The sequence below is a fragment of the Candidatus Babela massiliensis genome, assembly GCF_000513475.1.
Classification (GTDB): Bacteria; Babelota; Babeliae; order Babelales; family Babelaceae; genus Babela; species Babela massiliensis.
The window spans coordinates 154,396-180,555 of the sequence record NC_023003.1 but is presented as its reverse complement, the minus strand read 5'-3'; the positions used below and the strand labels follow the sequence as shown (position 1 = coordinate 180,555).

The following is a 26,160-nucleotide window of genomic DNA, read 5'->3' as shown; positions in this document are numbered from 1 at the left end:
TCTAAATATATCTTATTATTTCTTTATAACTGTAATATTATTTTATTTTATAGCTATATTATAACATATTTATAAAAATTAAAAAAATGGTTATAATAAGAATATTCGTTTACTAGATTTAATTTTATTAAGGATGTTTTGACTTCTCTAATTTTTAATGATAATTTAACTGCATTTATGTTTATGCTAAGGAGTTAAAGAAATGTTATGTAAAAATTTGTTTATTTATTTTTTATTTTTTACTTTATCATTAAATATTATTGCTAGTCAAAACTGTGATAAAGATAATGAAGAACTAGTAGAAGTAGAGTTTAATGCTAATGAGGATAATATTTTTAGCTTAGAAAAAGCTTTAGAAGATTCTGAGGTTAGAGAGTTTTATGATTCTTTAAGTGAAAAAGAAAGAAATGATTTTGTAGAATTGATACAAGTGCTTAATATTAAGTCTCAAGATATATTAATTAAATTAGTTGAAGTTATGCAAAAACATAAAATTATATTAAATAGATATAAAGACCTGGTTAATATAGATAATCTAAAGGTTTCTATTTCTTTTTATGGTGATACTTTAGAAAGTAAAAGATGTTTAAGATCTTTTAATATTCAAGATTTTTGCCAAAATTTTGATTCTGAAGAAGAAAGAGTTGCATTTAAAGAATTTTACTTAGATTTACAGTCCTGTTTTGAAGAGGGAGTTGATATAATTGCTCAGGTATTTAATTTATTTGAAGATTTAAAAAATAAATATAAAAATTATATTAACCAGAATTTAGTTATAAGTGTTGGTTGTGAAGAAGATAGTGTTTTGCCAATAGCAATAGTATCAATGTAAAACCTTTATCATAGTTATTAAATAAAAGAGCTTGGATGAAACCAAGCCTTTATTTTTTTAAATATCAATAGATAAATATATTTCAATTATAAAATTAATTAGTAAAATTATCGCTTTTTACAATGTAAATTATTTATACTTAATATTGTAAATAAAGAAGCCATTTTATAAGAATTAAATGGGAAATGATAATGATTTACAATTTGATTTCTAAATTCATTGTGGTATTTTTAGTTTTTGGTATAAATTTATCGTTAAATTCAAATAACTGCTATATAAATTCTATCACCGTAGATCAAAATAATAAGATAGTGGCAGGTGGATTTTATAATGCTGCTGATAGTTCTAACTTTGGTAGTAACGTTAATTTTGCAATAGCAAGATATAATGCCGATGGGACTTTAGATATGACATTTAATCCTACAGGGGGCCAACCTGGAATAGTTACTACAGCTATATCAGTAGGTACTAATCAAGCAAATAATATTGATCAAAGTAATAGTATAATTAATGGTATTGCAATAGATAGTCAAAATAGAATTGTGGCAGCTGGTTATTTAGAACAAATAGAATCTTTGATAACTACTACAGGAAGTTCTACTATGAATTATTTTGCAGTAGCGCGTTATAATGAAGATGGATCTTTAGATGCTACTTTTAATCCAACTGGCCTAATTTCGGGTGTGCCGGGAATTGCTTTGACTAACATTGCTTCAAGTGATATCGCTACATCATTAGTGCTAGATGCAAATGATAATATAATAGTGGCGGGTTATACCTATAATACAAATAATGCTAGTACTGAAGTTGCTATAGTAAAATATTTAGAAAGCGGCATACTTGATTCTACTTTTAATCCTACCGGCCTTAATTCAGGTCAAGCAGGTGTTGTAGTTACTAATGCTACAGCTAATCCCAATGAAACTTTTAGTGGGTTACTTAATATAGCTAATTCAGTTACTCTAGATAGCCACAATAGAATATTAATTGGTGGTTATGCAGATATTAATACAGAAGTAGAAATATTAGTTATTAGATATAATAGTGATGGTAGCATAGATACCACTTTTAACCCTACGGGTCTTAATTCGGGATTTCCTGGAGCTGTTATTACTACCTTAAGTGATGATTATTCTGCATATATAACAGGTTCTGCTATAAAAACCGAAACGATAGACGCTGTTGAAAAAATTATAGTTGTAGGCACTGCATCTATAAGAGATAATAATGTTGATACAAATGATGTTATTGTTGTTAGATATAATGATGATGGCACTTTAGATTCTACTTTTAATCCTGGTGGAACCATAAATCCTTTTACACCTGGCATAGTATTAACTACAATTGAAACAACTGCAGGACTTAATGTCTCAGGATTTGCTACTGATCTTGTATTGGATACTTCTGATTCTAGTAATATTAAAACTGTGGTTAGTGGGTATACTTTAACGACAGTTTCACTTCTTACTGCTCTAGAAGTTCAAAGTGCGATTATAGAAACTGAAGCAGCAGCTTTTCTTACACTGAGATATAATCAAGATGGCTCTTTAGATTTAACTTTTAATGCTCCTACTGGGTATGTTATAACTAATATAGAGAATGGTTCTAATTCATCAGGATTTCAAAGTGATGCAAGAGCTAATTCTATAGTATTAGATCAAGACGCCAATATTGTAGTTGGCGGAGGCGCTTTAAATGATTCTTTTTACAATAATTTTGCAATAGCTCGGTATAATACAGATGGAGTTTTAGATACAACAAATTTTAATCCAGCTGGGGCTCAACCAGGAGTAGTAATTACCGATATAAATAATGGTATTGTTGCTCAAGCAAGTATATTTCAAGGCTCAACTGTGCCTGAGATTCCTCAACTTGGACGTATTGATATGACGCCTGATGAAATAGCTCAAATATCTTCTTCATTTATTGGGTTTAGAAGCCCGGTAATTTTAAGTCCCGATCCTTATGCTTTGCTTGAAACCCCAGAAGCGGTAGTTGAGGGAACTGCTCATCCTAAAAGTATTATTAATATCGTTGTAAATGATGATATGCATACTAATGTTACTGCAGATTATTTAGGTAATTGGTCTGTACGGTTAAATAATTTATCTCAAAACAGAAATGCTATATATGCTTTTTCTATAGATCCGATTAGTAAACTTAAGTTTACTTCAAATATTCTTTATCTTTATTCTGCAAATCAAGAGCAAGATATAGGAAGGTTTGAGCTTGAAATAATATCGCCTGAGAATAATTCTACTTTATTTAATAATAATATATTAATTACAGGTCGAGGACAACCTGATAGTTCAATAGCTATATTTCTTGATGATAGACCTTTAGGTACTATCGAGATATCAGATAGAGGAGTTTGGGAATATAATTTAAGTGATTTATCTGACGGTAATCATAACTTTAGAGTTAATGATTCGCTGGATGACGGTATATCAAAAAATATAAATTTTGTACTAGATACTTCAAGTGCTATAGCTCCAGAGATTATTGAACCTGAAAATAATTTACATGCTAATCAAGATAGTCTTATAATAAGTGGTATTGCTAGAGCAAATAGCACTTTAACCTTAAAAATTAATGATAAAAATATAGATAATGTTATAGTAAATTCAAGAGGTAAATGGCAGGTGAAAATTTCAGACTTTTTACCTGGAGTATATAAAATTCAAGCAATTGGTAAAAATAAAACTAATCAAACAAATATTTATTCAAATATTGTTAACATTACTATATCTCAAGAAGAAAATAAAAGAAATATTGATAAAAGACACATTGAAGTATTTTTAAATGGTCAGCATATACAAAATATTAAAAGCAATCAGGAGAATATAAACGAGAATTCAAATTCTTTAAGCGTTAATATTCCACAAGATAGAATAATAAAAACAAAGCCAGAGAGTACTAATGAACTACATTTTCTTTCTCATGGTAATGAAGACCAATCTTATGTAATTGGTCGTAAAACCCTTGATTTAAAGTAAGCTATAATCTTGATACTTGAGCAAGGTCTTTATTATTGCCTGAGATTATTAATATATCTCCAGATTTAACAACATGATCTTCTTCAAGCGGTAAGATTTCATTATCATTTACTTTTATGCCTATGCATTTTACATTAAATCTATTTTCTAAGTCTATCTCTTTAACTGTTTTTTCAGCCAGATAATCTGGTACATACAATTGACTTATACCAAAATTATTGGCAACTTTTATATAGTATTTCGAAGGAGAGCTCAATGTTTCTGCTAATCGGTGACCTACTTCTTGTTCTGGTAATATTACTTGATCGGCACCAATTAATCTAAGAATATCTCTGTGTATTAAACTAATAGATCTTGTAATGACTGTAGGAGTTTTTAATTTTTGTTTTAATAGTGCAGTAATTAATATCGATTGAGCAAAATTTTCGCCCATAGCAACGATTACAGTTTCTGCTTCATCAGCACCGATACTTTTTAGATCGTCTTCATCATTTATTCTCATAGAGACTGCTTGTGTAATTTCATCTCTAATTGAGGCTATTATTGTTTCATTACTATCTACTCCTATCACTTCCATGCCATTTTCTGCTAAAGTGGTAGCTACTTGATAGCCAAATCGACCTAAACCGATAACGCAAAATTTCATGATCTCCTTTAAATTTAATTAATTTATTGTAATTCTTTCTTCAGGGTATTTTAATTCTGGTTTTTCGTTTCCTTTTTCAAATGCCAGCAATATTGTTAGTGTGCCTATACGTCCTACGATCATATTGGCAATAACTATTAATTTGCCATATATGCTAAGTTGAGGAGTAGTATCTGTTGCAACTCCTAAAGTTGCAAATGTAGAGAGAGTCTCAAAAAACAGTTGAGAAAAATTCTTATCTTTTTCGGTAAGCAATAATATAAAAGTACAGAAAATTATCCAAGAAAAACTTAAAGATAAGATAGCAAGAGCTTTAAATATTTCATCTTGAGGGATTTTTCTCATCTTTAGTTCTATAGAAGTTCTACTTTTAATTACTGATCTTATAGTTGCTATAAATATAGCAAAAGTGGTAACTTTTATTCCTCCTCCTGTTGAGCCGGGTGATGAGCCTATAAATCCATATATTAAAATTAAAAATATTGTTGCTATTTGAGCATGCTCAAGATTAATTGTTGTAAATCCAGTGCTTCTATAAGATATTGCATTAAATAACATATTTAATAAAGTTATTCCAAAAGATTTAAAATCAAAAAAATTATAACTCTCAAGCATTATTAATAGTAAAGTTGCTACTAATATTAAAGCTGTAGTTGTACTTAATATAACTTTTGTTGTTAAAGATAAAGATAATCTTTTATGGTTAATTCTATTTTTAATATATAGAAATAGTTCATACCACATTATAAATCCTAAAGTTCCACTTAATATCAAAATTCCTGTAATTAACAACATTGGTATATTTTGTTGGAAATTTATCATATTATTTTCAAAACTACTTAAACCTGCAGAACAAAAAGAAGATATACTATGAAATATAGAATGAAAAATAGCTTCTTTGGTTGAATAATTTGAAGAAATAATAAAGTATATTATTAAAGCTCCGATCGATTCTAAGGTTAATGTAAATAATATTATGAAACTCAGTACTTGCTTAATATTTTTTAAAGATTCAAGCTCAAATATTTGTCCCACCATAATTTTGGTAGTTATTGCTAATTTAGAGGAAAAAAGGGTAAATAGAAATAGATAAAGAGTTACTAAGCCTATTCCTCCAATTTGTATTAATAATGCTATTATTATCTTCCCAAATAGGGTAAAAGAATCAAATGGAACAGTTAATATCCCCGTTACAGAAATAGATGAAGTAGCGGTAAATAAACAATCAAGTAAAGGTACAGGTATATTTTGAGATATTGGTAATTTAAGTAATGCAGTGCCAATTATTATCGCTAAAATAATTGAAAAAATAACTATTTTGCTAAAAGTTCTTTGTCTATAGACAAACATTTAGGTTCCTTAATATACTTTAAAATTTTAATATTTTAATATTGTTATAAAGCAATATAAATATAATAGAGCTCTAATAAAATTAATAATATAATAAAAGTATTTGTTTAAGAAATGAGTTACTTCATCTCCCCATATATAAATACTTATAGCAATTGCATAAAATCTGATTCCTCGTCCTATAAATGTAAGAATTAAAAATGGTATAAAAGGAATTTTAAAGAATCCTGCAGTTAGTGTAAGAAACTTAAATGGAAAAGGTAGTAAGGATCCTATTAATATGGCCCAAGTTTGGTAGTTTTGATAATTTTGAGCTATCCACTCTAATGTTTCTTTTGAGATTATATAGCTAAGTGAGTATTGGAATATTTCAGTATTTCCAAAAAAATATCCTATTCCATAACCGATTAAAGAGGCTACAAATGAAGATATAGTAACTAATAAAGCATAAAAAAGAGATTTATTTCGATTATGTAAGCAATAAAATGCCAATAGACTACTAGTTGGAATAGGAAGAAAGCCTTCAGTAAAAGTCAAAAGACTTAATATGTAGGATCCACTAGGTGAGTTAGCATGATTGCTTACCCAGTTTAAGAGTCCCTTCATATTTTAAGCTTTCTTTTTAACTTATTTTTATATTTTATACAACTCTGGTATTCTATCGACATTTTTATCCTAATATTTTTAATCTTTATATCTTCAAATTATCTTTAATATAATTTTCGATACTATCTATTGATATACGTTCTTGTTTCATTGTATCTCTATTACGGACCGTAATGCAATTATCATTTAAACTTTCAAAGTCATAGGTAAAACATAAAGGAGTTCCAATTTCATCTTGTCTTCTATATCTTTTGCCAATAGAGCCTGATTCATCAAATTCACAAGTGTATTTAGTTTTTATATCTTTATATATTTTCTTTGTTTGTTCACTTAACTGTTTGCTTAAAGGCATAAAAGCTGCTTTATAAGGAGCAATTGAAGGATGTAACTTTAAAACTACTCTTGTATCATTTTCATTTACAATTTCTTCATTATATGCGTCAAATAATAAAGTTAAGAATAAACGATCAGTGCCTACTGAACATTCAACAACATGAGGAACATAAGAAGTTTTAGTAGCTTCGTCAAATACAGATAGATCTTTATGAGAGAATTTCATATGTTGATTTAAATCAAAGTTTCCTCTATAGGCAATACCTTCAAGTTCTTTTGAGCCAAAGGGAAATTGGTACTCAACATCAGAGGTACAACTAGAGTAATGTGAGAGCTCTTCCTTTTCATGTTTTCTTAGAGTAATCTTGTCTTTATTTATACCTATATTTGAATAGAAATTGAGTCTTGTATTACACCAAAATTCAAAGAATTTAAGAGCATCTTCTTCTTTACAAAACCATTCAATTTCCATTTGTTCAAATTCTCGAACACGAAATAGAAACTGTTTTGGAGTAATTTCGTTTCTAAATGCTTTACCAATTTGTGCAACACCAAATGGAATTTTTACTCTATTTGATGACATTATATTTTTAAAATTAACAAATATAGATTGTGCTGTTTCCGGTCTTAAGTAAGCGATAGAATTTTCTTTAGAATTATCTAAGGAAGCTCCAACGTGAGTTTTAAACATTAAATTAAATTGTCTAACATCTGTCCAGTTTTTATTACCACAACTTGAACAGGCTTTTTCGATATCTATCTCATCAGCTCTAAATCTATGTTTACATATTAGGCAATCTACCATTGGATCTTGAAAATTCGATACATGCCCGGACGCTTGCCAAACAGCTTCAGGTCCAAGGATAGCTCCTTCTATAAATAAAATATCTAAGTCAGTTGAATTTAATGAGTTAATCCAAGCTTTTCTGATATTTTGTCGGATCATTGTGCCTAATGGTCCCATATCGTAAACACCATTAAGACCGCCATAAATTTCTGCACAAGGATATACAAATCCTCTTCTTTTACATAATGCAACGATTTTTTCTAGTGTAACTTGCATTTATGCTCCCTAATACTTAACTGATTTATATTTGTTTATTATTTATAATTATATATCAATTTGCTTATTGGAGCAATTTTATACATATTTTGGTATAGTTAGTTATTAGAAATATTGATTATGAAATAAATTTAAAATTTGTATTGTAATGAGAATATCAGTTAAATTAAGCATTTTTTTATCATTAATTTTTATTATATTTAGTAATTTTATTTTATCTATGCAAAATTATAGTGATGATAGTGAATCTATATTTTCTTGTTTGCCTGATGAGCTTAAAATTTATATCTTTGAATTGGTGGTTGAGAAAATTATAAGAGAAAATGAGGATGTTTTTGTTTTATTTGATAATTTATCTAATTTTTTAAAAAATATTTATTTAGTAAATCAATATTTTAAAAGATTCAAAAATGATCTCATAAGATTAAATAAAAGATTAATTACTATATTATGCCAAGATAGATATAACTCAGAATATTTAGACAATAAATTAAAAGAAATTTTAGATGCAAGTGAAACTTCACTATACAACCTAAATATTGAAAGAAAAATAATAGGATTAATACTTTTTGGTGCTAATGTAAATTTTAAAAGTAATAATGGTAGTACTGCTTTAATATGGGTAACTAAATTTTCTTCTCAAGATACTATTAAAATTATTCTTGATTATAATCCCGATATTAATGCTCAAGATGTTTATGGAAATACTGCTTTAATTTATTCAATTCGTGAACGAAAGGATAAAAGTATAGTAGAAAATATTCTTTATTGTAATCCTAACGTTGATATTCAATCTTATTTTGGGCATAAATGGAACGCATTAATGTGGGCTGTTGCAAGTAATAAAATCGATATAATAAAGCTTTTGCTTGATAAAGGAGCTGATATAAATTTAAAAGATAATCAAGGATATACTGCTCGAGATATTGCTTATAAGCGAGGTCATAAAAGTATAGTGAATTTAATTGATAGTTATCGTAATGTTTCATCAAAAAAGAAAAAATTTATATGTTTATTCTTTGATTATAAATAAAATTTTAAATGATATTGATTAATTTTCTTGTACATCTATTTTATATTATTTAATAATTAAAAATTAATCTATTTTAAGAATAAATTAGGAGAAAAATGAAGCAATTTACTATTTTTATTGTAATTTTATTTTTTAGTTTAAATAATATTTTATCTATGGAAAACTTACAAGAAACAAAAGATATGGAGTATACTTTTTTATCTTTACCTTCAGAACTTAAACTTCATATTTTTTATAAAGTTATTGAGCTAATTTTAAAGAATGAAGAAGATATCTTTCATGCGTTTGATAATTTATCTCATTTTCTTAAAACTTTTAATTTACTTAATAAAGAAATGAGAAATTTATTTTGTGGCAATATTGTGCCAATCAAAGAATTTGTCAGAAGATATTATTCCTCTTCTAACGGTTATATTTCTTTAAATAATATAAATTTAAAATTAAAAGAAATTTTAGAAACTCCTGAGCTGACTTGTTCTATGATAAGTGACTATAATTTATTAACACAGCATAGAAATGATATTTTAAAAAAAATAACATGTCTTATTATCTTTGGTGCCGATATTAATATAATAAATAAGAATGGCAAAGATAGTCTAATTTATGTGTCATCTATAATAGATAAAAAAGATAATAAAGAATTTATTAAAATTTTACTTGATTATTGTTTAGATATTACTAGAAAAGATAATGCTGGTTATACGGCATTGATGTATGCTGTATATAATAAAAATATAGAATTAATTAGAGTTCTTCTTAAAAAATTAATAGATAATGCTTCTGTTATCAATTCAATAAACAGTTTAGGAGAAACAGCATTAATGATTGCTATTGGTGAGGATTGTGATGAAAGTATTATTAAACTTTTATTGGATAGTAGCCCTATGTTAGATATACAACAAGAACAAGAGGGATATACAGCTTTAATGAAAGCTATATTCAGAGACAATAAAAAGGTAGTCAAATTATTGATTGATGCTAAATGTAATCTTAATGTGCAATCTAAAGACGGTAGAACCGCTTTGATGTGGGCTATATATGAAAATAGTGAAGATATAGTGAGTTTTATTCTTGATAAAAATGTTGATGTTAATGTTCAAGATGAAGATGGGCGTACTGCTTTGACGTATGCTATTAGAAGTAATAATGAAGGTATAATAAGACTAATTCTTAGTAAAAAACCTAGCTTTGACGTTCTTGATAAAGAAGGTAAAACTATTTTGATGCATTCGGTTGATTATAGTAATTATGCTGTAGTTAAGCTTATTGTTGAACTAGATAGTAAAAGCATTAATGTTCAAGATAAGTATGGAAATACCGCTTTGATATTAGCTCTTAAAGGTAATAAAATTGATATAGCTAATTTACTTATTTCTCAAGGAGCCAATATTGATATATCAAATTACTTTGGTGAAAGGGCGCGAATGCTTGCTCTTGAACATAATTATTACTTCAATCATAATGGGAAATTAGAGGAATCTGTTTCATGTTATATGTTTTAATATTTTACATTTGTTAACATAATTATCTTTAAAATAAGTAATGTAATTTATCACTTTTTAATATATTCCAGTCAGACATTGTTTTGCCACAGCTAACTTTTTGATTTTTTTCTCCAAACAATGATATATGTTCTAATTCTAATTAAGTATATGAAATATTCAATTGTAGTATTAAAGCATAAATATCTTGTTTTAAAATTGACAATATTTTTCAAATAGTTATATACTGTTAATACAAATAAATATTTTAAAGCAAATAGTCAATAGTAATAAATTTGTTCTATTATATCATGGAAATAATAATTTGATGGGATTGCTTTTTAACTTTATAAAAATGGAGAAAAGAATGAGATTTATATATATTTTATATGTTTTAATAATATTTAATATATTTTTTATAAACTTTATTTATTCAATGGAATCATTAGATACGGTAAATACTGGGATTAATTTTGAACATAAAAAAGATGAATTTATTAAAATACTAATGTTAAATATAATAAAATTTTTGAATAAAAATCAAAATATTTTCCAGTCTTATGATAATATTATAAAATATTTGACTAAAGTGTGTTTAATTGATGACGATTTTAGGCGTATATCTAAGTCAAAAGATGTTAATAGAGTTATTCGTCAATATTTGGCTCCTGATAAAATCGATCTAAATCAAGAAGATCTAAATCGTAATCTTAAGAGTATACTCAATAAGTATGATCTAATGAAATATGATAATAAAGAAGAATTTAGTGAAATAAATTTAGCAAAACTTGTTATATCAGGAGCTAATGTTAATGTTAAAAGTGATCAAGGAACGAATATCTTAATTTTATCTTCTGAAAAAAATTATGAAAATTTATTAAATTTGCTTTTAAAATATACAGCAGTAGATATTAATGCTATAGATGTTTTTGGTTTTACTGCCTTATCTCAAGCTTATGAATATGGTTATGACAATATAGTAAAAGTTATTATGAAAGATCCAAAATTAGATATAAAAAAGGCTTTTCTAAATGCAGCAAAACATGATCAGAGTTTACTTGAATTTTTGCTTGAATCTACTAATTTTGATATTAATGCTAAAGATCAAGATGGAAATACAGCTTTAATGTTAGCAGTAATGTATAGCAATACAAATTCAGTTAATGTTCTTCTAAACTATTATAATAAGAAATTAGAAGATATTAATGTTAAGAATAATAACGGAGACACAGTTTTAATGATAGCTATAAGATATAATAATATAGATATTATTAAACGTATATTAGAAGAATCTACCATTGATATTAACGTAAAAAATAACGAAAATATATCACCATTAATTCTTGCTATTAGACTAGGTAATGAAGAATTATCAGGAGAGCTTCTCAAAGATAAAAGAACCGATGTTAATATCAAAGATGATTATGGAAATACTCCTTTGATTTTAGCTTCAGATCAAGGTGAAAAAAATATTGTTAAAGTGCTTATTAATAATCCTGATACTGATATTGATATTGCTAATGATGAAGGATATACAGCACTTTACTATGCACGAAGAAATGGCCATAAAGTTATAGTTAAATGGCTTGAGGATAAAATAAAAATCTAAATCTTATTTTTTAACCCTAGAAATTATTGTTTTTTATTTTTTATAATGAACTGATTAGTATTAAAGTATAATCAGTAATCAAGTTTAACAATGAAAAAAATAATATCTATTTTATGTGTAATCAGCTTGTTTATAAACCTTAATTCTATGGCTTTTGGTTATAAAGAAACAAATAGCTCTATGCTTCTCTCTTTGCCAGATGAATTACAATTGTTAATACTTAAATCAGGGCTTAAAATTACTATTTTAGAAAACAATATATTAGATGTATTTAATGAGTTATCTTTATATTTAAAAAATATTTTATTAACATGCCAAAAATATAGAGGATTTAAGCAAGATCTAATCAAAAAGATCAATAAGCTAGTTAAAACTTATCTTCAATTTTTTGCCAATGATATAGTTGTTGATAGCCAAGAGCGTCAAGTTGATGTAGACGAAATGTTAGCAAGTATTATAATTGGTGATTACAATATTCAAGATGAAATCAAAGCTGCTAAGTTAATTATGGCTGGAGCAAATCCCAATTTGTTTGTAAAAAAAGAGCGTATACATTCACATAGTTGTATTATGCCAATTTATGATTATATACCTATATTGGTTATGATTGTTCAAGAAGATAAATTTCAAAAATTAATAAATTTATTATTGTATAAACAAGCTAATCTTAATGTACGTAGCACAGGAGGATATACACCATTAATATCTGCTATTATTAAAGGAGATTATAATATTGTTGAATATCTTATTTCGCATCAAGTAGATATTAATGCAAAGAATGAACTTCAAGAAACTGCTTTAATGATTGCCATTAGAATGCGCAATCTAACCCTTGTAAATCTTCTTCTTAAAAGTGGAGCTGATATTTATATTAAAGATAAATATCAAAGAGATTCTCTTTATATAGCTTCCGTTTATGAACAAGCAGATATATTAAGTTTACTTAATGATTATAAAAAACTTAAGAACAAAGGGTCTTTAAGTGAAATATAAAATATTATTGATATTAATGCTAAAGATTTTTGATCTTAGATCTATGTCTTATGACTATATCAAAGATGCTAAAGAGTATAATGAGAAGAATTTGTTAATTAATTTGACTCAAGAATTGAAAAATAAAATATTAGATTATATTATATATGATCTTTATAAAGAATCTTTAGATAATGAACCTTTAATAATTTTTGAGCAATTTGATATACTCTTTAAAAATGTTCTTTTAATTAGTAAGCATTTTATAATTTTTAAAGATTTTCTAAAATCAGAAATTGATACTATTTTAAGTAGTGAATTTTTTAAGACTAAATTAAACGAAAATTTAAAAAAATTATTTCAATATGCTGATATTAAATATGATAAAGCAAAGCTTATTAAACTTATCAATTTAGGATGTAATCCCGATATTATTGTTGAATATAATGATACAAAAGAACCTCTATTATTTATTGCTGTACGATTTTCCGAATTTAAATATCTGATAAAATTATTATTAAAAAAAGGAGCTAATATTGATATTCAAGATAGCTATGGAAATACTCCTTTAATAGTTGCTGCATGGCTAGGATATGAAGATATTATTTCTATTCTTATTGACCATAATGCTAGTGTTAATACTAAATCATGTGATGGCTCTACGGCTTTGATATATGCATCATGGACAGGTAATAAGAAAATAGTAGAGTTGCTATTGAGTAAGTATAGAGAGTCTATAAATATTCAAAATTTTTCGGGGGATACCGCTCTTATCAAAGCAGCTGAAGAGGGATATTCAGAGATTGTTGAACTTTTACTTAATTATGGTGCTGATACTTATCTTGAAAACAAAAGAGGAGATAAAGCGCAAGATGTAGCTTTATATGATATAGCAGATATAATAGAGAGATATAAATAAAAAGAGCGTACTACTAGTACGCTCTTTTTAGAATTACTTAATTTCTGGCTCTATTGGTTCTTGATCATCTTGACTAGTTTCAGGTTGATTTTGTTGTGCTGATTTATACAAAATCTCTGCTACTTTATGAGATGATTGAAGAAGTTCTTCTGTTGCTTTTTGCAATTCTGTTTCGTCATTCTGATGTTCTTGTAATGCATTTTTAGCTTTTTCTATTGCATCTTGAGTAGATTTAACATCTTCTTCTGTTAATTTATCTTTATTCTCTTTTAATGTCTTTTCAATGTCATTAATAAGACTGTCTAAACGATTACGTTTTTCAATCAATTCTTTTGTTTTACGATCTTCAGATTCATGCTCTTGAGCTTCTCTTACCATTCGTTCAACGTCTTCTTTGCTTAAACCGCCAGTGTTAGTAATAGTTATTGTTTGCTCTTTATTAGTAGCCTTATCTTTTGCAGATACATGAACTATACCATTTGCATCTATATCAAAAGTAACTTCTACTTGAGGAACTCCACGAGGAGCTGCTGGAATGCCTTCTAATCTAAATTGACCAAGAAGTTTATTGTCTTTTGCAAATTCTCTTTCACCTTGAACTACACGAATATCTACTGCTGTTTGATTGTCTTCAGCAGTACTAAATACTTGAGATTTTCTTGTAGGTATAGTGGTGTTTCTTTCAATTATCTTAGTTGCTATCCCGCCTAAAGTTTCGATTCCAAGTGATAAAGGTGTAACATCAAGCAAGAGTACATCGGTAACTTCACCTGCTAAAACCGCACCTTGAACAGCAGCACCTAATGCTACAACCTCATCAGGATTTACTGATTTATTAGGCTCTTTGCCAAAGAAATCTTTAACTAACTGTTGAACTTTAGGAATTCGAGTGGACCCACCAACTAATAGCACCTCATCTATTTGATTTTTATTAATCTCAGCATCTTGCATAGCTTTTTTGCAAGGTACTAAAAGTCTGTCAAATATATCGCTACAAAGTGCTTCTAATTTTGCTCTTGTTAATTTCATAACAAGATGCTTAGGTCCTGAAACGTCTGCTGTAATGTAAGGCAAGTTAATTTCTGTTTCATGCATACTTGAAAGTTCAATTTTTGCTTTTTCTGCAGCTTCTTTTAGACGTTGTAAAGCCATCTTATCAGCTTTTAAGTCTATATTTTGCTCTTGCTTAAATTCTTGAGCTATATAGTTAATGATTTTTTGATCAACATCATCGCCACCAAGAGAAGTGTCACCATTTGTTGATTTTACTTCTATTACTCCGTCATTAATTTCTAAAATCGAAATATCAAAAGTTCCACCGCCGAAGTCAAAAACAGCTATAGTTCCTTTGTTTTTTTTATCAAGTCCATATGCTAAAGCTGCTGCTGTAGGTTCGTTGATAATTCTTTTTACTTCAAGTCCTGCTATTTTACCAGCATCTTTAGTTGCTTGCCTTTGAGCGTCATTAAAATAAGCAGGAACAGTAATAACAGCATCTGTTACTTTATGTCCAAGATAATCTTCAGCCGCTTGTTTTAATTTCATCAATACAGCTGCTGATATTTCTTGAGGGGTATGTTCTTTTCCTTGAGCTAATATTACTAAAGAATCATCTGCACCTTTTTTTACGGTGTAAGGTACCTGTTTAGCCTCTTGAGATATAGAGCTATATTTTTGGCCTATAAAGCGTTTTACAGAATATATTGTGTTTTCTGGATTAGTAACTGCTTGTCTTTTTGCCAAATCGCCTACTAATCTTTTGCCATCTTTTGTAAAAGCAATAACTGATGGAGTTGTATTTCTTCCTTCTTGATTAGGAATAACTTTTGGGCTGCCACCTTCCATGACTGCAACAACCGAATTTGTTGTTCCTAAATCTATACCTATTATTTTTGCCATTTATTCCTTTCTTTTATCTTAATTTATTTATGCAAAAATGATAAAATGTTATTTGTATTTCTATATAATTTTATATAAGATTTTTGAAAAAATGTCAATAATGAACTAAGATTTTTTTAGTGTAATAGACTCAACTTTCTTAAGACTAGAATTTAAGAAAGTTAATTTAAGGTAAATATTTATAAGTATATGGACAACAAAGATAAATTAAGACTAATATAAGTTCAATTTATATTTTGATAAAAAGTTAAATTTATTGATTATTTGAGTTAAAATATATCGTTTTACTGATTAAGTTTTAGATTATCGATTTTGACATTATCAGTTAAGTTATTTTGGTAATACAAGTTTTTTTAGCAATTTTTTATTTTATATCAAATTTTAGATAAAAAAAGATAAAAGGAACTATTTTAACATAGTTCCTTTTATCTTTTTTTACAGTATTTGCTTAAATTCTTTGAGGAGCATTTTGATAGTAGTTATTGCCTGGTCTTTGATTTCTAATGTTTTGCTTATTAGATTTGTTAAACCAACCGTTCCATTTTGATGATGCCCATGTTCTTGATCCTTGAGCATTATTTTTAATTCTTTGCCATAATGATGGATATGGTTTTGCTTGATTTACTGCTTCCATTTGGCTATTTAATAACATACCGCTTAAAAATATACCTATATATAGTTTTTTCATTATACCCTCCTTTTTTTTATTATTTATAAAAATATATATTATTTTATTTTAAAAAAGCAATATTTTATTTTTAATTTTTAAAAATAAATTGTACTTAATATAAAAATTTATATAAAAGAGCAAGTATAAGGGAAAATATAATTGTTTTATAATGCGGCTTTAGGTCTAGATATATATTTTTTTGATTAAGAAAAGTTACAGACATGGATATTATTGTAAATAAGCGTAATATTATAATACTTGCTAATATTATCGATATTGAAAAATAGTTAAGCATATATTTGCTTATTAATAATGCTGTTGTTATATAAATTACAGTAAATATAGAAAAAGATATCGATCTTTTTTCTAAGATAAATAATTTTTCATAAAAATTAAAAAAGGGCTCTATAAATATTATAAATATCATTATATATATATAATGATTTTGCATGTCATTATCCATTATAAAGAATTTTATTTTATTAACATTTATTAATAAAATTATGATAATGCTATAAAGTATTTGGTAAAATATATAAGATAAATATTTAAATATATTAAAATATTTATCTTTAAAATTAGCAAAAGAGATAGCTAAAGATATGTTAATATTTTTATTTATAATCGAGTTAATCCATTGAGCTATAGACCAATATATTTTAATATATGAAGCTTTATGTAAATCTAAATATAAAGAACAAAAAGGAACGAAAAAATTTGAATTAAATAGTTGAGCGCTCATTTGGAAGATCCAGTTAAAAGTTCTGATCTTAATCAACTCTTGATATTCATAGCTGATAATATATTTACTATTGTTTTGAAGATTTGAATAATATTTATAAAGATTATACGATAATATTAGTACTTGCAAAATAGAAATTATTAATAGAATTAGCCAACAATATTCTAAAGTTATATCTATGTTAATAATATAAGAGGTCCATACTGTTGCTATATAAAAATACATTCCTATAGATTCTACTAAAGCAGTTGTTTTTGTCATGAGTACTAATTGTAAAAAAGCTCTTAATGTTTTTTTTACACTTTCAGATATGAAGGTTAGTGCTACGGTAAATATTAAATTTAGATTTATTAGATCTTTAAATGGAGTCTTTATTATATTTTGGTATTTAATAACTATAAAGCTAGATATTAAAGAAAAGATAGAAATAAGAATTATTTGAGGCACTATTTGATATTTTATGAAATGTAATAAACTTTGTTTATCTTTAACGATATCTTTTATAAATATGGCAAGAGAATAATCAAGTCCCAAGTTTAATAATATAACAAATAAGTAAAATAAAGAAAATGTGATGCTAAATAATCCATGGAAATAAGTTCCTATAAATTTTTGTAGCAATATATTATGTATAATTAATAAGGCTTGAGTTACTATGGAATCAAATAAATTCCAATATATAGAAATAAAAAATTTATTGTTTCTAGAATTAAATGGCAAATTGGACATTATGTTATATTTTTAATTTATAATAAAATTATTTTACATAATTATACCATAAATTAAAGCAAAGTCTAAAGTATATATTTTATTCTAGAAATATTTTATAAATCCTAGTAAAAATCTAATATATTTGATATGATATGTTCAAGGTAAAAGCTTTTTTTGGGTGAACATAATCAAAAAAGGATTAAATATGTTCTGCTTAAATGAAAAAGTTGTTTATCCTGGTCATGGTGTTGCAAAAGTGAATCGCTTGATAAAAAAATGCATATCCAGTGAAGAGGTTACATTTTACGAATTAACATTCTTAAATAAGGATGTAACAGTTTTGGTTCCTACCAATAATGTTAGCTCAATAGGTTTGAGAGGGTTAAGCTCTCTAGAAAAAATAAAAGAGGCTTTTAGCTTGCTAAAAACGCCAGTTAAAAAAGCTAATCAATACGAATTTGCGGCTACTAATTGGAATAAGCGCAACAAGGAGTACCAACTTAAATTACGTACAGGCAATCTACAGGATTTATTAGAAGTCTATAGAGATTTAAGATATATCTCTTCTTATAAAGAGCTATCTTTTGGTGAAAAGAATTTGTTACAACAAACAGAGACTCTTTTAGTAGAAGAAATCTCTTTAGTAGAAAGCGTAGCACGTGAAAAGACTATGGAGCAATTAAGATCGCTATGTTCATTGCAACAAGTAAAATGTAATTCAATTATTGAAGAAGAAAAAGTAATTTAATTATAACAAACCAAAAAGACATTAAAAAAAGAGCCTGCTTTTATCGGGCTCTTTAATTTATGATTATGATAAATAAAAAATTTATTATTGTGTCTGGCCCTACTGGTGTAGGTAAAACAGATTTTGCTGAAAAGTTGGCTCAGTCTATATCGTTAAAAACTGCAATTGTTAATATTGATGTTGGACAATTTTATAAGCCTTTATCAATAGGGACTGCTAAACCTGATTTGTCTGATGTTCAATATGGTTCGAGATATTATTTATTTGATATAATAGATCAACCTAAGGATTTAACTGCAAGTGAATTTAGAGAAATTTTACTAAAACTTTTAAAAGACTTATGGGCTAATAATATTTTGCCTATAATAGTTGGAGGTTCTAGTTTTTATGTTAAGTCTATATTTTATCCTCCTATATCTATTTTAAATAATTCGTCTAATGGTCTAGATTTTTCTAATATTAGTACTCAGGATTTATATAATAGATTAAAAGAGGTTGATGAAATAAGAGCACAAGAAATACATTCAAATGATCGATATAGAATAGAAAGAGCTCTTTATTTATGGAATACTACTTCCATTAAACCATCAAATTTAAAACCGAAATTTGATTGCCCTGGGGAATGTCTTTTTTACTATATAACTAGAGAGAGAGAAGAGCTTTATTCCATTATTAATCAACGAACTTATAAAATGTTTGATTTGGGATGGTTAGAAGAAGTAAAAAATTTAGATAATAATTGGAAGAAATTTTTATTGAAGAAAAAGTTAATAGGATATCCTGAAATTATTAAATATTTAGATAATAGCTCATTTGATGATTACGATTTTGATAACTTAGTACAAGATATATCTCAAAAGACTAGAGCTTATGCCAAGAGGCAATTGATCTTCTGGCGTTCTTTAAAGGCTGATTTAATTTTATCAAATCTATCTAAAGGTTTTATTAAAGATATTAAGGAAATAAACTTGACTTTATTAAATCTTGATTTATATATAAATCAGTTATGTATAGAAATAGAAAAATTTGTTTCTGTATGATAAAATGAAAAAACAAAAATAAGAAATCAAAAATTATTTGAAAGGCAGCCGATATGATGAACTCATTTAGAAAACAAATGAAATCCACAGCTTTTAAATTGATAATATGGTTAGGTTTATTTTCAATAATAGGTGGAGTTTCCTTATTAGTATTTGTACAAAATGTTTTTTTAAAGCAAAATTTTGAAGGCATAGCTTCGGTTAATAATCTTGCAATTCCTGTATCTGATTATAGAAGACAAGCAAGATATTTATACTATGTTATAAATCAAATTAAGCAAATATATGGTGCTCAAGCTGATATGCTTTTATCACTATGGGGAATTGATGCAAAAAGTAATCCAGAAAAAATGGCGTTGGAAAATTTAATTCAGCAAAAAGTAGTTCAAAGTGCTGCTGAAAACTCAGGTTTTAATATAGGAGCTGATTATATTACTCAGAAACTACAAGATAATGAGTTTGTTAAAGATAATCTTTCAAACATAATACCCAATGATGTTTTTGAAAATGGGAAACTAAATACTAGTTCTTTAATTCAAGCATTAAAGGCCCAACAAACATCTTTAGAAGATTTTGAAGCGCTATTAAAAGAAATAATTGAACGTAATTTATTTGTAGATTCTTTGCAATCTTTATCCTATATTCCTCAAGATCTTTTAAAAGAACAATACATTAAGCATTACTCTAAAAAGAAATTTAATATTCTTGAGTTAGATATTAATAATTATATTAAAAAATCAGAATCAGAAAAATTAAATCAAGCAGAAATTGAAAGCTATTTTGACTTAAATAAAGAGAATTATAGAGTACCTGAATTTCGTTCTGTAAATTTATGGTCATTTAATCCAGATTCTTATCAAATATCTATTTCTGAACAAGATATTAAAGATTTTGCTGAAAAAAATGATAGGGATTTAGAAAAAGATAAATCTGATATTGAAAGGCAATTAAGATTAGAGAAATTCGAAACAGATTTCAAAAATGATGCTAAAAGAGTATTAAATCAATCAAGAGATAATGTAGCAATTTTAGATAATTTTGTAAAAACAAAAAAGCAATCAAATCAGAAATTAATTCTGTCAAAAAAGATGCCAGTGTGGGCTCAGAAAAGGTATTTTCTTTGGCAAAAATAAACGATAAAGCATTTTATTTAAATGAAGGTCAAGGTTATATTGTAGAACTTAAGTCGATTAGCAAAAGTTATATTCCTGATCTATCTGCAGTAAAAGACAGTGTGATTAAAGATATATATAGATCTAATGCATTAGATCTGATAAAAAAAGATCTAAATGAAATATTGAAATCAAATAAGACCATAGAAGAATTGGCAAAAATATTTAATGCAAAATTAGAAAAAACCGATTTATTAGAATTAAATAGCAGTAATAAAGCAATTAAGGATAAAAATATTCCGAACTCATTGTTAGTAGAACTTATTCAATCTAAAGATAAAGTTGAACACTTATCAGAAAATATAGGTTATATTGTTGAGCTTGAGGAAATTGAACCATTTAATGAAAAAGATTTTGATTCTAAAAAAGATGCTCTTGAATCTCAATTGTCTCAAAGTCAAGTAAAGAATATTTTTCAAGATCTTTTGACTGATTGGCAGAAGAAAGCTGATATAAGATTGAACAAAGAACTATTAAGGCTTTAAAATAATTGTCTTATTGCTCTTTTATTAATAAATTGTTAAAATTAAATATGTAAAATAATTATTTTTGATATTTCAATTTGTTAAAATTTTTTGATTTTGGAATTTAATTTTAATTTTGATGTTATTTATGAAAGAGTTTGATATGAAAGAAAAGTTAAGAAAAGACTTAGAAGTTGAAGGTGACTCAAAAAAACAAGCTCTTGACGTAATTCTATCTCAAATAGAGAAGCAGTACGGTAAAGGTTCAGTTATGTTTTTGGGCCAAAGTACAGCTTTAGATGTTGAAGCTATTTCAACCGGTTCTCTTTTGATAGATAATGCTATAGGCATAAAAGGGTTGCCAAGAGGAAGAGTTATTGAAATTTTTGGTCCAGAAGCATCTGGTAAAACGACAATAGCTCTTCAAGTAGTTGCTCAAGCTCAAAAGCAAGGCGGTATATGTGCTTTTATAGATGCAGAGCATGCTTTAGATCCATCTTATGCAAAAAAGATAGGTATTAATACTGATGATTTACTAATTTCTCAGCCTGATTATGGCGAACAAGCTCTTGATATTGCTGAGATGTTAGTGCGATCTGGAGCTATTGATGTTATAGTTATTGACTCTGTTGCTGCTTTAGTTCCTAAGACTGAGTTAGAAGGCGACATGGGAGATACGCATATTGGTCTACAAGCGCGTCTCATGTCTCAAGCATTAAGAAAGTTAACGCCTATAGTGCATAAATCAAAGACTATTTTAATATTTATTAACCAAGTTCGTCAAAATATTAATGCTATGGCTTTTGCAAATAAAGAGACAACAACAGGTGGTAATGCATTAAAATTTTATGCTTCTTTAAGAATTGAAGTTAGAAGAATAGAAACTCTAAAAAAAGATGATGTAAATTTTGGAAATAGAGTAGCTGTTAAGTTAGTTAAAAATAAGATGGCTCCTCCCTTTAAAAGAGTGGTAGTCGATTTAATTTTTAATGAAGGTATTAGTAAAGAATTAGATTTATTAGATGCAGCTCTACAATGTGGAGTGATTAAACAAGCGGGCTCTTGGTTTTCTTATGAGAGTGAAAAAATAGCTCAAGGTAGAGACCAAGTATGTCAGTTTTTAAAAGCTAATACCGATTTTTATAAAAAGATTCGCAATAATATAGAACAGATATTTGAATCAAGAAAAGTAGATATAAATATAAATGAAAACAGTAATATATAATTAAAGGGAGCACAATTACATTGAAATCAAAGATAGATGGCAAATCAATACCTGCTGTTAATGAAAAAATTCTTTTTGATAAGATGCAAGTTATCTCTTATGATGGTAAAAATTTAGGTGTTTTGTCTAAAAAAGAAGCATTAAAATTAGCTTTAGATGCGGGTCTGGATTTAGTTTTAATGGCAGACCAGGGTGGAGAAGGTTATCCAGTTGCTAAAATTTTAGATTTTGGCAAAGCCTTGTATGCTAAGAAAAAACAAATAGCAGATGCCAAAAAGCACCAAAAAACTATTCAGGTTAAAGAAATTAAGCTCCGGCCTAAAATTGGAGAGCATGATTATCAAACAAAAATTAATCAAGCAGCTCAGTTTCTTAAAGATCTTAAACATGTAAAAATAACCTTAATGTTTAAAGGTCGAGAAGCAGTAGGGTTAAATGAGCGAGGATTAGAGTTTTTTGATAAAATTAATAATTCTTTTGAACAGTTAGGTCTTAATAAACTGGTTCAAGAAAAAGATGCAAAAACATCTAATTCATGGTCACGAGTTTATTATTTAAAAAAATAAATTAACATAAAAATAAGACAATCAAGATAATAAGGATTTATAAATGCCTAAAGTTAAAACTCATTCAGGTGCAAAAAAACGTTTTAAAAAAGTTGGTAATGGTTTAATTAAAGCAGCAAGGCCATTTCGTCGCCATTTGTTGACCAAAAAATCAGCAAAAAGAAAACGTAATTTGAGAACTGATTTATATATAGCAAAGTGTGATATAAATCATATTGCGCCATTGTTGCCATATTAATTAAAAATATTAAAAACAAAAAGTACAATACACAATATCAGGATAAAAAATGACTAGAATTAAACGCGGGGTAATGACCAAAAAACGTCATAAAAAACTTTTAAAACAAACAAAAGGTTTTTGGGGACAGCGTAAAAATATTTTTAAACGTGCTAAAGAGACTTTGTTACGTGCAATGGCTTTTGCCTTTAAAGGTAGAAAGATGAGAAAGAGAGATATGCGTTCTCTTTTCATTATGCGTATTAAAGCTGCAGCAGAAACTAATAATACTAAATATAACATTCTAATTCATAACTTGAAAAATGCAAATGTTGAGATTAACCGTAAGATGCTTAGTCAAATAGCAGTTTATGATCCTCAAGTATTTAGCCAAATTGTTGAATTTGTAAACCATTAATAATTAACAATTTAATTAAGAAATAAATTAATATTATTTTCTTATCTTGACAAAGACTGGGAGTTAGGGTTAAATTCAGCTTCAATATAAACCCTTGTAATAAAAGGAGAAGACGATATGGAAATACCTAATTCCCTTGAAGTATTAAGTGTTCTTGAGAAAAAGATTGCTAATGTTTTAGAGTTACTTAAAGAAGAAAAGAATCTTAATGCCCAGCTAATCAAAGAGAGAGAGGAGCTAATTAGTCGCTTAGAATCAGCAGAAAATTCTCTACTTCAAGAAAGTCAAAGTATTGATCAATTAAATCAAGAAAGATTTTTAACAAAAGAAGTAGTTGATGAGTTAATTAGAAATATCGATCGACTCGTTGAGGTTAAACAAGAAGAGAGATGAATAATATATATGATAATAAATTGAGAAAATATCAAATCTCAATTTTTGGAGAGAGTTATTTTCTTGTAAGTGACGAATCTGAAAAACATCTCATTAGTGCTGCAGAATTGGTAGATGGATATATCAAAGAAATTATAAAAAAATATCCTGATACTGAGTTGAATAAAATCGGCATACTTGTTGCACTTCAGTTTGCAAGTAGGTCTTTAAAGGCTAAAGAGACTATTGAGCATTTTCAAGAGTATAGCGACAAATTACTTAGTTTTATCGATATGGAAACTGCTCAATTAAATATCGAAAAATTCTAAATAACCCTCCCCAAATTCTTTCGGGAGGGTATATTGATTTCCTATTTTTATTTATCTTATTTCTTAATGTTTTAATTCTCTTATATTTTGGTAGTCTATAGGTAATTAATTTGTTTTTAAATTAATTTTTTTAAAGTATAGGAAGAAGAGACGATGTTTAGTTTAATTTTTATGTTTGTTGCCGCAGCGCTAATAGTTGTGGCATTGTTGTTGCTTATGTATGGTTATAAAAAGAGCTTTATTGCTCAAAGGTTAATTGAGGAAGCACAAGCGAAGTTAGAAAGCGTTAAAAGAGATATAGAAACTGAAAAAAAAGAAGCTTTAATAAAGCTGAAAGATGAACTGTATAAAAAAAGAACAGAATTTGACTTAGAGATTAAAAAAGAAAGAGCAGAACTTGAGAGATTTCAAGCTAAATTAAATTCTAAATATGAAGCTATAGAAAATAAAGATCAGCGTCTTGAGGATTTGAGAAAAGAGCTCCAGCAAAAAGAGCGTACAGTTTCTCGTACAGCGGATATTCAAAGAGCAAATGAACAAAAGTTAAAAAGCTTATATGAAGAACTGATTCTTAAATTAGAATCTATAAGTGGTATGAGCAAAGATGAAGCGCGTCAAGCTTTATTTGATTCTTTGGAAAATGAAGTTCGCTTATCAAATGAAAAGTATGTTCAAAAGGTTGAAGAAGAGGCTCGTCATTTTGCAAAAGAAAAGGCTGTTAATATTATAGTTACAGCTATGCAACGTTATACTGCAGATCAAGTTTCACCTGCATCTTCTGGAGTTATTCATTTACCGAGTGATGAAATGAAAGGCAGAATAATTGGTAAAGAAGGCCGAAATATAAAATCTTTAGAGCTTGCAACTGGCATGGAATTTGTAATTGGTGAAACTCCTGAAATTATTACTATTTCTGGATTTAACCCAATAAGAAGAGAAGTTGCCAGACGTTCATTAGAAAAATTAATTAGTGATGGTAGAATTAATCCTACTAAGATTGAAGAAACTGTTCATCAAACAGAAAAAGAGATCGAAGAAATAATACAAGAGTATGGTAAAAATGCTGTTTTGCAATTTAATTTGCAAGGTATAAAGCCCGAAATTATATCTTTACTTGGAAAATTACATTTCAGAACCAGTTTTTCGCAAAATGTATTAGTTCATAGTGTAGAAGTAGGTTTATTTGCTCGTATGATAGCTGAAGAATTAGGCCTTCCTCATCCTGAATTAGCGTTAAGAGGCGGTTTATTGCATGATATAGGAAAAGCTGTTTCAGCAGAAGTGGAAGGTCCTCATGCGATAATTGGTGCTGATATTGCAAAAAGATGTGGCGAAGATCCTATCATAGTAAATGCTATAGCGGCTCATCATGAAGAAGTGCCAGCAATATCTATTTATAGTCTTATAGTTATGATAGCTGATACTATATCTGCCTCTCGACCAGGAGCCAGACGTGAGACACTATCAACTTATATTAAAAGACTTGAGAAATTAGAAGAAATCTGTCAAGGTTTTGAAGGTGTGAAAAAAGCGTATGCTCTTCAAGCAGGTAGAGAAGTAAGAATTATTGTTGAAGAAGAAATATTGGATGATGAAAAAGCAATGATATTAGCTCGAGAAGTGGCTCATAAAATAGAAAAAGAGATGAGTTTTCCGGGACAAATTAAAGTAAATGTTATAAGAGAGAAACGTGCTATTGAATATGCTAAATAATAATTTGGCTATTTAGATTTTTAAACAATTTTTA

25 protein-coding genes are annotated in these 26,160 nt (G+C 27.4%); 18 read left to right on the top strand and 7 right to left on the bottom strand.

Features of this window, described 5'->3' with window-relative positions; translation table 11 throughout:
- Nucleotides 1-202 precede the first annotated feature (202 nt).
- Both BABL1_RS00830 and BABL1_RS00825 read left to right on the top strand, forming a co-directional pair.
- Complete coding sequence (locus tag BABL1_RS00830; RefSeq protein WP_023791192.1) at nt 203-832, top strand: hypothetical protein; 630 nt, start codon at nt 203-205, stop codon at nt 830-832.
- Nucleotides 833-1,023: 191 nt separating this feature from the next.
- A complete protein-coding gene (locus BABL1_RS00825; RefSeq protein ID WP_023791191.1) occupies nt 1,024-3,828 on the top strand; it encodes a delta-60 repeat domain protein in 2,805 nt (934 codons plus the stop codon).
- A gap of 1 nt (nt 3,829) precedes the next feature.
- Here the strand turns inward: BABL1_RS00825 and BABL1_RS00820 are convergent, their stop codons facing one another.
- From BABL1_RS00820 to BABL1_RS00805, 4 genes are all read right to left on the bottom strand, one after another.
- A complete protein-coding gene (locus tag BABL1_RS00820; protein ID WP_023791189.1) occupies nt 3,830-4,474 on the bottom strand; it encodes a potassium channel family protein in 645 nt (214 codons plus the stop codon).
- Between the two features lie 18 nt (nt 4,475-4,492).
- Nucleotides 4,493-5,824, bottom strand: a complete 1,332-nt coding sequence (locus BABL1_RS00815; protein WP_023791187.1) for a TrkH family potassium uptake protein — start codon at nt 5,822-5,824, stop codon at nt 4,493-4,495.
- A gap of 27 nt (nt 5,825-5,851) precedes the next feature.
- The gene (locus tag BABL1_RS00810) at nt 5,852-6,430 is read right to left on the bottom strand and encodes a YqaA family protein (protein ID WP_023791185.1); all 579 of its coding nucleotides are present in this window, start codon (nt 6,428-6,430) and stop codon (nt 5,852-5,854) included.
- A gap of 85 nt (nt 6,431-6,515) precedes the next feature.
- On the bottom strand, nt 6,516-7,826 hold the full coding sequence (locus BABL1_RS00805) for a glycine--tRNA ligase (protein ID WP_023791183.1): 1,311 nt from the start codon (nt 7,824-7,826) through the stop codon (nt 6,516-6,518).
- Nucleotides 7,827-8,046: 220 nt separating this feature from the next.
- Here BABL1_RS00805 and BABL1_RS00800 point away from each other — a divergent pair, with 220 nt between their 5' ends.
- The 5 genes from BABL1_RS00800 to BABL1_RS05150 all read left to right on the top strand — a co-directional run bounded on the left by BABL1_RS00800 (nt 8,047) and on the right by BABL1_RS05150 (nt 13,840).
- Nucleotides 8,047-8,859, top strand: a complete 813-nt coding sequence (locus BABL1_RS00800) for an ankyrin repeat domain-containing protein (RefSeq protein WP_171814723.1) — start codon at nt 8,047-8,049, stop codon at nt 8,857-8,859.
- A 95-nt stretch (nt 8,860-8,954) separates the two neighbouring features.
- Entirely contained in the window at nt 8,955-10,361 is a 1,407-nt protein-coding gene (locus tag BABL1_RS00795; RefSeq protein WP_023791178.1) for an ankyrin repeat domain-containing protein, read from the top strand.
- A 346-nt stretch (nt 10,362-10,707) separates the two neighbouring features.
- A complete protein-coding gene (locus BABL1_RS00790; protein WP_023791177.1) occupies nt 10,708-11,949 on the top strand; it encodes an ankyrin repeat domain-containing protein in 1,242 nt (413 codons plus the stop codon).
- A gap of 90 nt (nt 11,950-12,039) precedes the next feature.
- Complete coding sequence (locus BABL1_RS00785; protein ID WP_023791175.1) at nt 12,040-12,942, top strand: ankyrin repeat domain-containing protein; 903 nt, start codon at nt 12,040-12,042, stop codon at nt 12,940-12,942.
- Nucleotides 12,932-13,840, top strand: a complete 909-nt coding sequence (locus tag BABL1_RS05150) for an ankyrin repeat domain-containing protein (protein ID WP_023791173.1) — start codon at nt 12,932-12,934, stop codon at nt 13,838-13,840. The genes BABL1_RS00785 and BABL1_RS05150 overlap by 11 nt, the downstream gene beginning before the upstream one ends.
- A 33-nt stretch (nt 13,841-13,873) precedes the next feature.
- On the opposite strand, the gene dnaK is transcribed toward BABL1_RS05150, so the two are convergent.
- From dnaK to BABL1_RS00765, 3 genes are all read right to left on the bottom strand, one after another.
- Nucleotides 13,874-15,739, bottom strand: coding sequence for a molecular chaperone DnaK (gene dnaK / locus BABL1_RS00775; protein ID WP_023791172.1), 1,866 nt, complete (start codon nt 15,737-15,739; stop codon nt 13,874-13,876).
- A 448-nt stretch (nt 15,740-16,187) separates the two neighbouring features.
- Nucleotides 16,188-16,427, bottom strand: a complete 240-nt coding sequence (locus BABL1_RS00770; RefSeq protein ID WP_023791170.1) for a hypothetical protein — start codon at nt 16,425-16,427, stop codon at nt 16,188-16,190.
- A 94-nt stretch (nt 16,428-16,521) separates the two neighbouring features.
- Nucleotides 16,522-17,880, bottom strand: a complete 1,359-nt coding sequence (locus BABL1_RS00765; protein ID WP_023791168.1) for a hypothetical protein — start codon at nt 17,878-17,880, stop codon at nt 16,522-16,524.
- A gap of 187 nt (nt 17,881-18,067) precedes the next feature.
- Here BABL1_RS00765 and BABL1_RS00760 point away from each other — a divergent pair, with 187 nt between their 5' ends.
- The 11 genes from BABL1_RS00760 (at nt 18,068) to rny (ending at nt 26,126) form a co-directional block, all read left to right on the top strand.
- On the top strand, nt 18,068-18,610 hold the full coding sequence (locus BABL1_RS00760) for a CarD family transcriptional regulator (protein WP_023791166.1): 543 nt from the start codon (nt 18,068-18,070) through the stop codon (nt 18,608-18,610).
- A gap of 65 nt (nt 18,611-18,675) precedes the next feature.
- Nucleotides 18,676-19,650 (top strand): tRNA (adenosine(37)-N6)-dimethylallyltransferase MiaA, encoded by a 975-nt coding sequence (gene miaA, locus BABL1_RS00755; protein WP_171814722.1) that lies wholly within the window; start codon nt 18,676-18,678, stop codon nt 19,648-19,650.
- Nucleotides 19,651-19,703: 53 nt separating this feature from the next.
- Nucleotides 19,704-20,783, top strand: coding sequence for a SurA N-terminal domain-containing protein (locus BABL1_RS00750; RefSeq protein ID WP_023791162.1), 1,080 nt, complete (start codon nt 19,704-19,706; stop codon nt 20,781-20,783).
- Nucleotides 20,771-21,307 carry a hypothetical protein gene (locus BABL1_RS00745; protein ID WP_146617264.1) on the top strand — a complete coding sequence of 179 codons (537 nt, stop codon included), beginning with the start codon at nt 20,771-20,773 and terminating at the stop codon, nt 21,305-21,307. The genes BABL1_RS00750 and BABL1_RS00745 overlap by 13 nt, the downstream gene beginning before the upstream one ends.
- 142 nt (nt 21,308-21,449) lie before the next feature.
- A complete protein-coding gene (gene recA, locus BABL1_RS00740; RefSeq protein ID WP_023791160.1) occupies nt 21,450-22,511 on the top strand; it encodes a recombinase RecA in 1,062 nt (353 codons plus the stop codon).
- 20 nt (nt 22,512-22,531) lie between these two features.
- On the top strand, nt 22,532-23,077 hold the full coding sequence (infC, locus tag BABL1_RS00735) for a translation initiation factor IF-3 (protein ID WP_023791158.1): 546 nt from the start codon (nt 22,532-22,534) through the stop codon (nt 23,075-23,077).
- A 43-nt stretch (nt 23,078-23,120) separates the two neighbouring features.
- On the top strand, nt 23,121-23,315 hold the full coding sequence (rpmI, locus tag BABL1_RS00730; RefSeq protein WP_023791156.1) for a 50S ribosomal protein L35: 195 nt from the start codon (nt 23,121-23,123) through the stop codon (nt 23,313-23,315).
- A 49-nt stretch (nt 23,316-23,364) separates the two neighbouring features.
- Nucleotides 23,365-23,712, top strand: coding sequence for a 50S ribosomal protein L20 (gene rplT / locus BABL1_RS00725; RefSeq protein WP_023791154.1), 348 nt, complete (start codon nt 23,365-23,367; stop codon nt 23,710-23,712).
- A 117-nt stretch (nt 23,713-23,829) separates the two neighbouring features.
- Entirely contained in the window at nt 23,830-24,105 is a 276-nt protein-coding gene (locus BABL1_RS00720) for a hypothetical protein (RefSeq protein ID WP_023791152.1), read from the top strand.
- Nucleotides 24,102-24,413 (top strand): cell division protein ZapA, encoded by a 312-nt coding sequence (locus BABL1_RS00715; RefSeq protein ID WP_023791150.1) that lies wholly within the window; start codon nt 24,102-24,104, stop codon nt 24,411-24,413. Before BABL1_RS00720 ends, BABL1_RS00715 begins: the two co-directional genes overlap by 4 nt.
- A 153-nt stretch (nt 24,414-24,566) precedes the next feature.
- A complete protein-coding gene (rny, locus tag BABL1_RS00710) occupies nt 24,567-26,126 on the top strand; it encodes a ribonuclease Y (protein ID WP_023791149.1) in 1,560 nt (519 codons plus the stop codon).
- Nucleotides 26,127-26,160 lie beyond the last annotated feature (34 nt).

Bases quoted from the DNA above. Each gene is read 5' to 3' on its own strand.
- BABL1_RS00830 (WP_023791192.1), top strand. From the start codon at position 203: ATGTTATGTAAAAATTTGTTTATTTATTTTTTATTTTTTACTTTATCA.
- BABL1_RS00825 (WP_023791191.1), top strand. From the start codon at position 1,024: ATGATTTACAATTTGATTTCTAAATTCATTGTGGTATTTTTAGTTTTT.
- BABL1_RS00820 (WP_023791189.1), bottom strand. From the start codon at position 4,474: ATGAAATTTTGCGTTATCGGTTTAGGTCGATTTGGCTATCAAGTAGCT.
- BABL1_RS00815 (WP_023791187.1), bottom strand. From the start codon at position 5,824: ATGTTTGTCTATAGACAAAGAACTTTTAGCAAAATAGTTATTTTTTCA.
- BABL1_RS00810 (WP_023791185.1), bottom strand. From the start codon at position 6,430: ATGAAGGGACTCTTAAACTGGGTAAGCAATCATGCTAACTCACCTAGT.
- BABL1_RS00805 (WP_023791183.1), bottom strand. From the start codon at position 7,826: ATGCAAGTTACACTAGAAAAAATCGTTGCATTATGTAAAAGAAGAGGA.
- BABL1_RS00800 (WP_171814723.1), top strand. From the start codon at position 8,047: ATGCAAAATTATAGTGATGATAGTGAATCTATATTTTCTTGTTTGCCT.
- BABL1_RS00795 (WP_023791178.1), top strand. From the start codon at position 8,955: ATGAAGCAATTTACTATTTTTATTGTAATTTTATTTTTTAGTTTAAAT.
- BABL1_RS00790 (WP_023791177.1), top strand. From the start codon at position 10,708: ATGAGATTTATATATATTTTATATGTTTTAATAATATTTAATATATTT.
- BABL1_RS00785 (WP_023791175.1), top strand. From the start codon at position 12,040: ATGAAAAAAATAATATCTATTTTATGTGTAATCAGCTTGTTTATAAAC.
- dnaK (WP_023791172.1), bottom strand. From the start codon at position 15,739: ATGGCAAAAATAATAGGTATAGATTTAGGAACAACAAATTCGGTTGTT.
- BABL1_RS00770 (WP_023791170.1), bottom strand. From the start codon at position 16,427: ATGAAAAAACTATATATAGGTATATTTTTAAGCGGTATGTTATTAAAT.
- BABL1_RS00765 (WP_023791168.1), bottom strand. From the start codon at position 17,880: ATGTCCAATTTGCCATTTAATTCTAGAAACAATAAATTTTTTATTTCT.
- BABL1_RS00760 (WP_023791166.1), top strand. From the start codon at position 18,068: ATGTTCTGCTTAAATGAAAAAGTTGTTTATCCTGGTCATGGTGTTGCA.
- miaA (WP_171814722.1), top strand. From the start codon at position 18,676: ATGATAAATAAAAAATTTATTATTGTGTCTGGCCCTACTGGTGTAGGT.
- BABL1_RS00750 (WP_023791162.1), top strand. From the start codon at position 19,704: ATGATGAACTCATTTAGAAAACAAATGAAATCCACAGCTTTTAAATTG.
- recA (WP_023791160.1), top strand. From the start codon at position 21,450: ATGAAAGAAAAGTTAAGAAAAGACTTAGAAGTTGAAGGTGACTCAAAA.
- rpmI (WP_023791156.1), top strand. From the start codon at position 23,121: ATGCCTAAAGTTAAAACTCATTCAGGTGCAAAAAAACGTTTTAAAAAA.
- rplT (WP_023791154.1), top strand. From the start codon at position 23,365: ATGACTAGAATTAAACGCGGGGTAATGACCAAAAAACGTCATAAAAAA.
- BABL1_RS00720 (WP_023791152.1), top strand. From the start codon at position 23,830: ATGGAAATACCTAATTCCCTTGAAGTATTAAGTGTTCTTGAGAAAAAG.
- BABL1_RS00715 (WP_023791150.1), top strand. From the start codon at position 24,102: ATGAATAATATATATGATAATAAATTGAGAAAATATCAAATCTCAATT.
- rny (WP_023791149.1), top strand. From the start codon at position 24,567: ATGTTTAGTTTAATTTTTATGTTTGTTGCCGCAGCGCTAATAGTTGTG.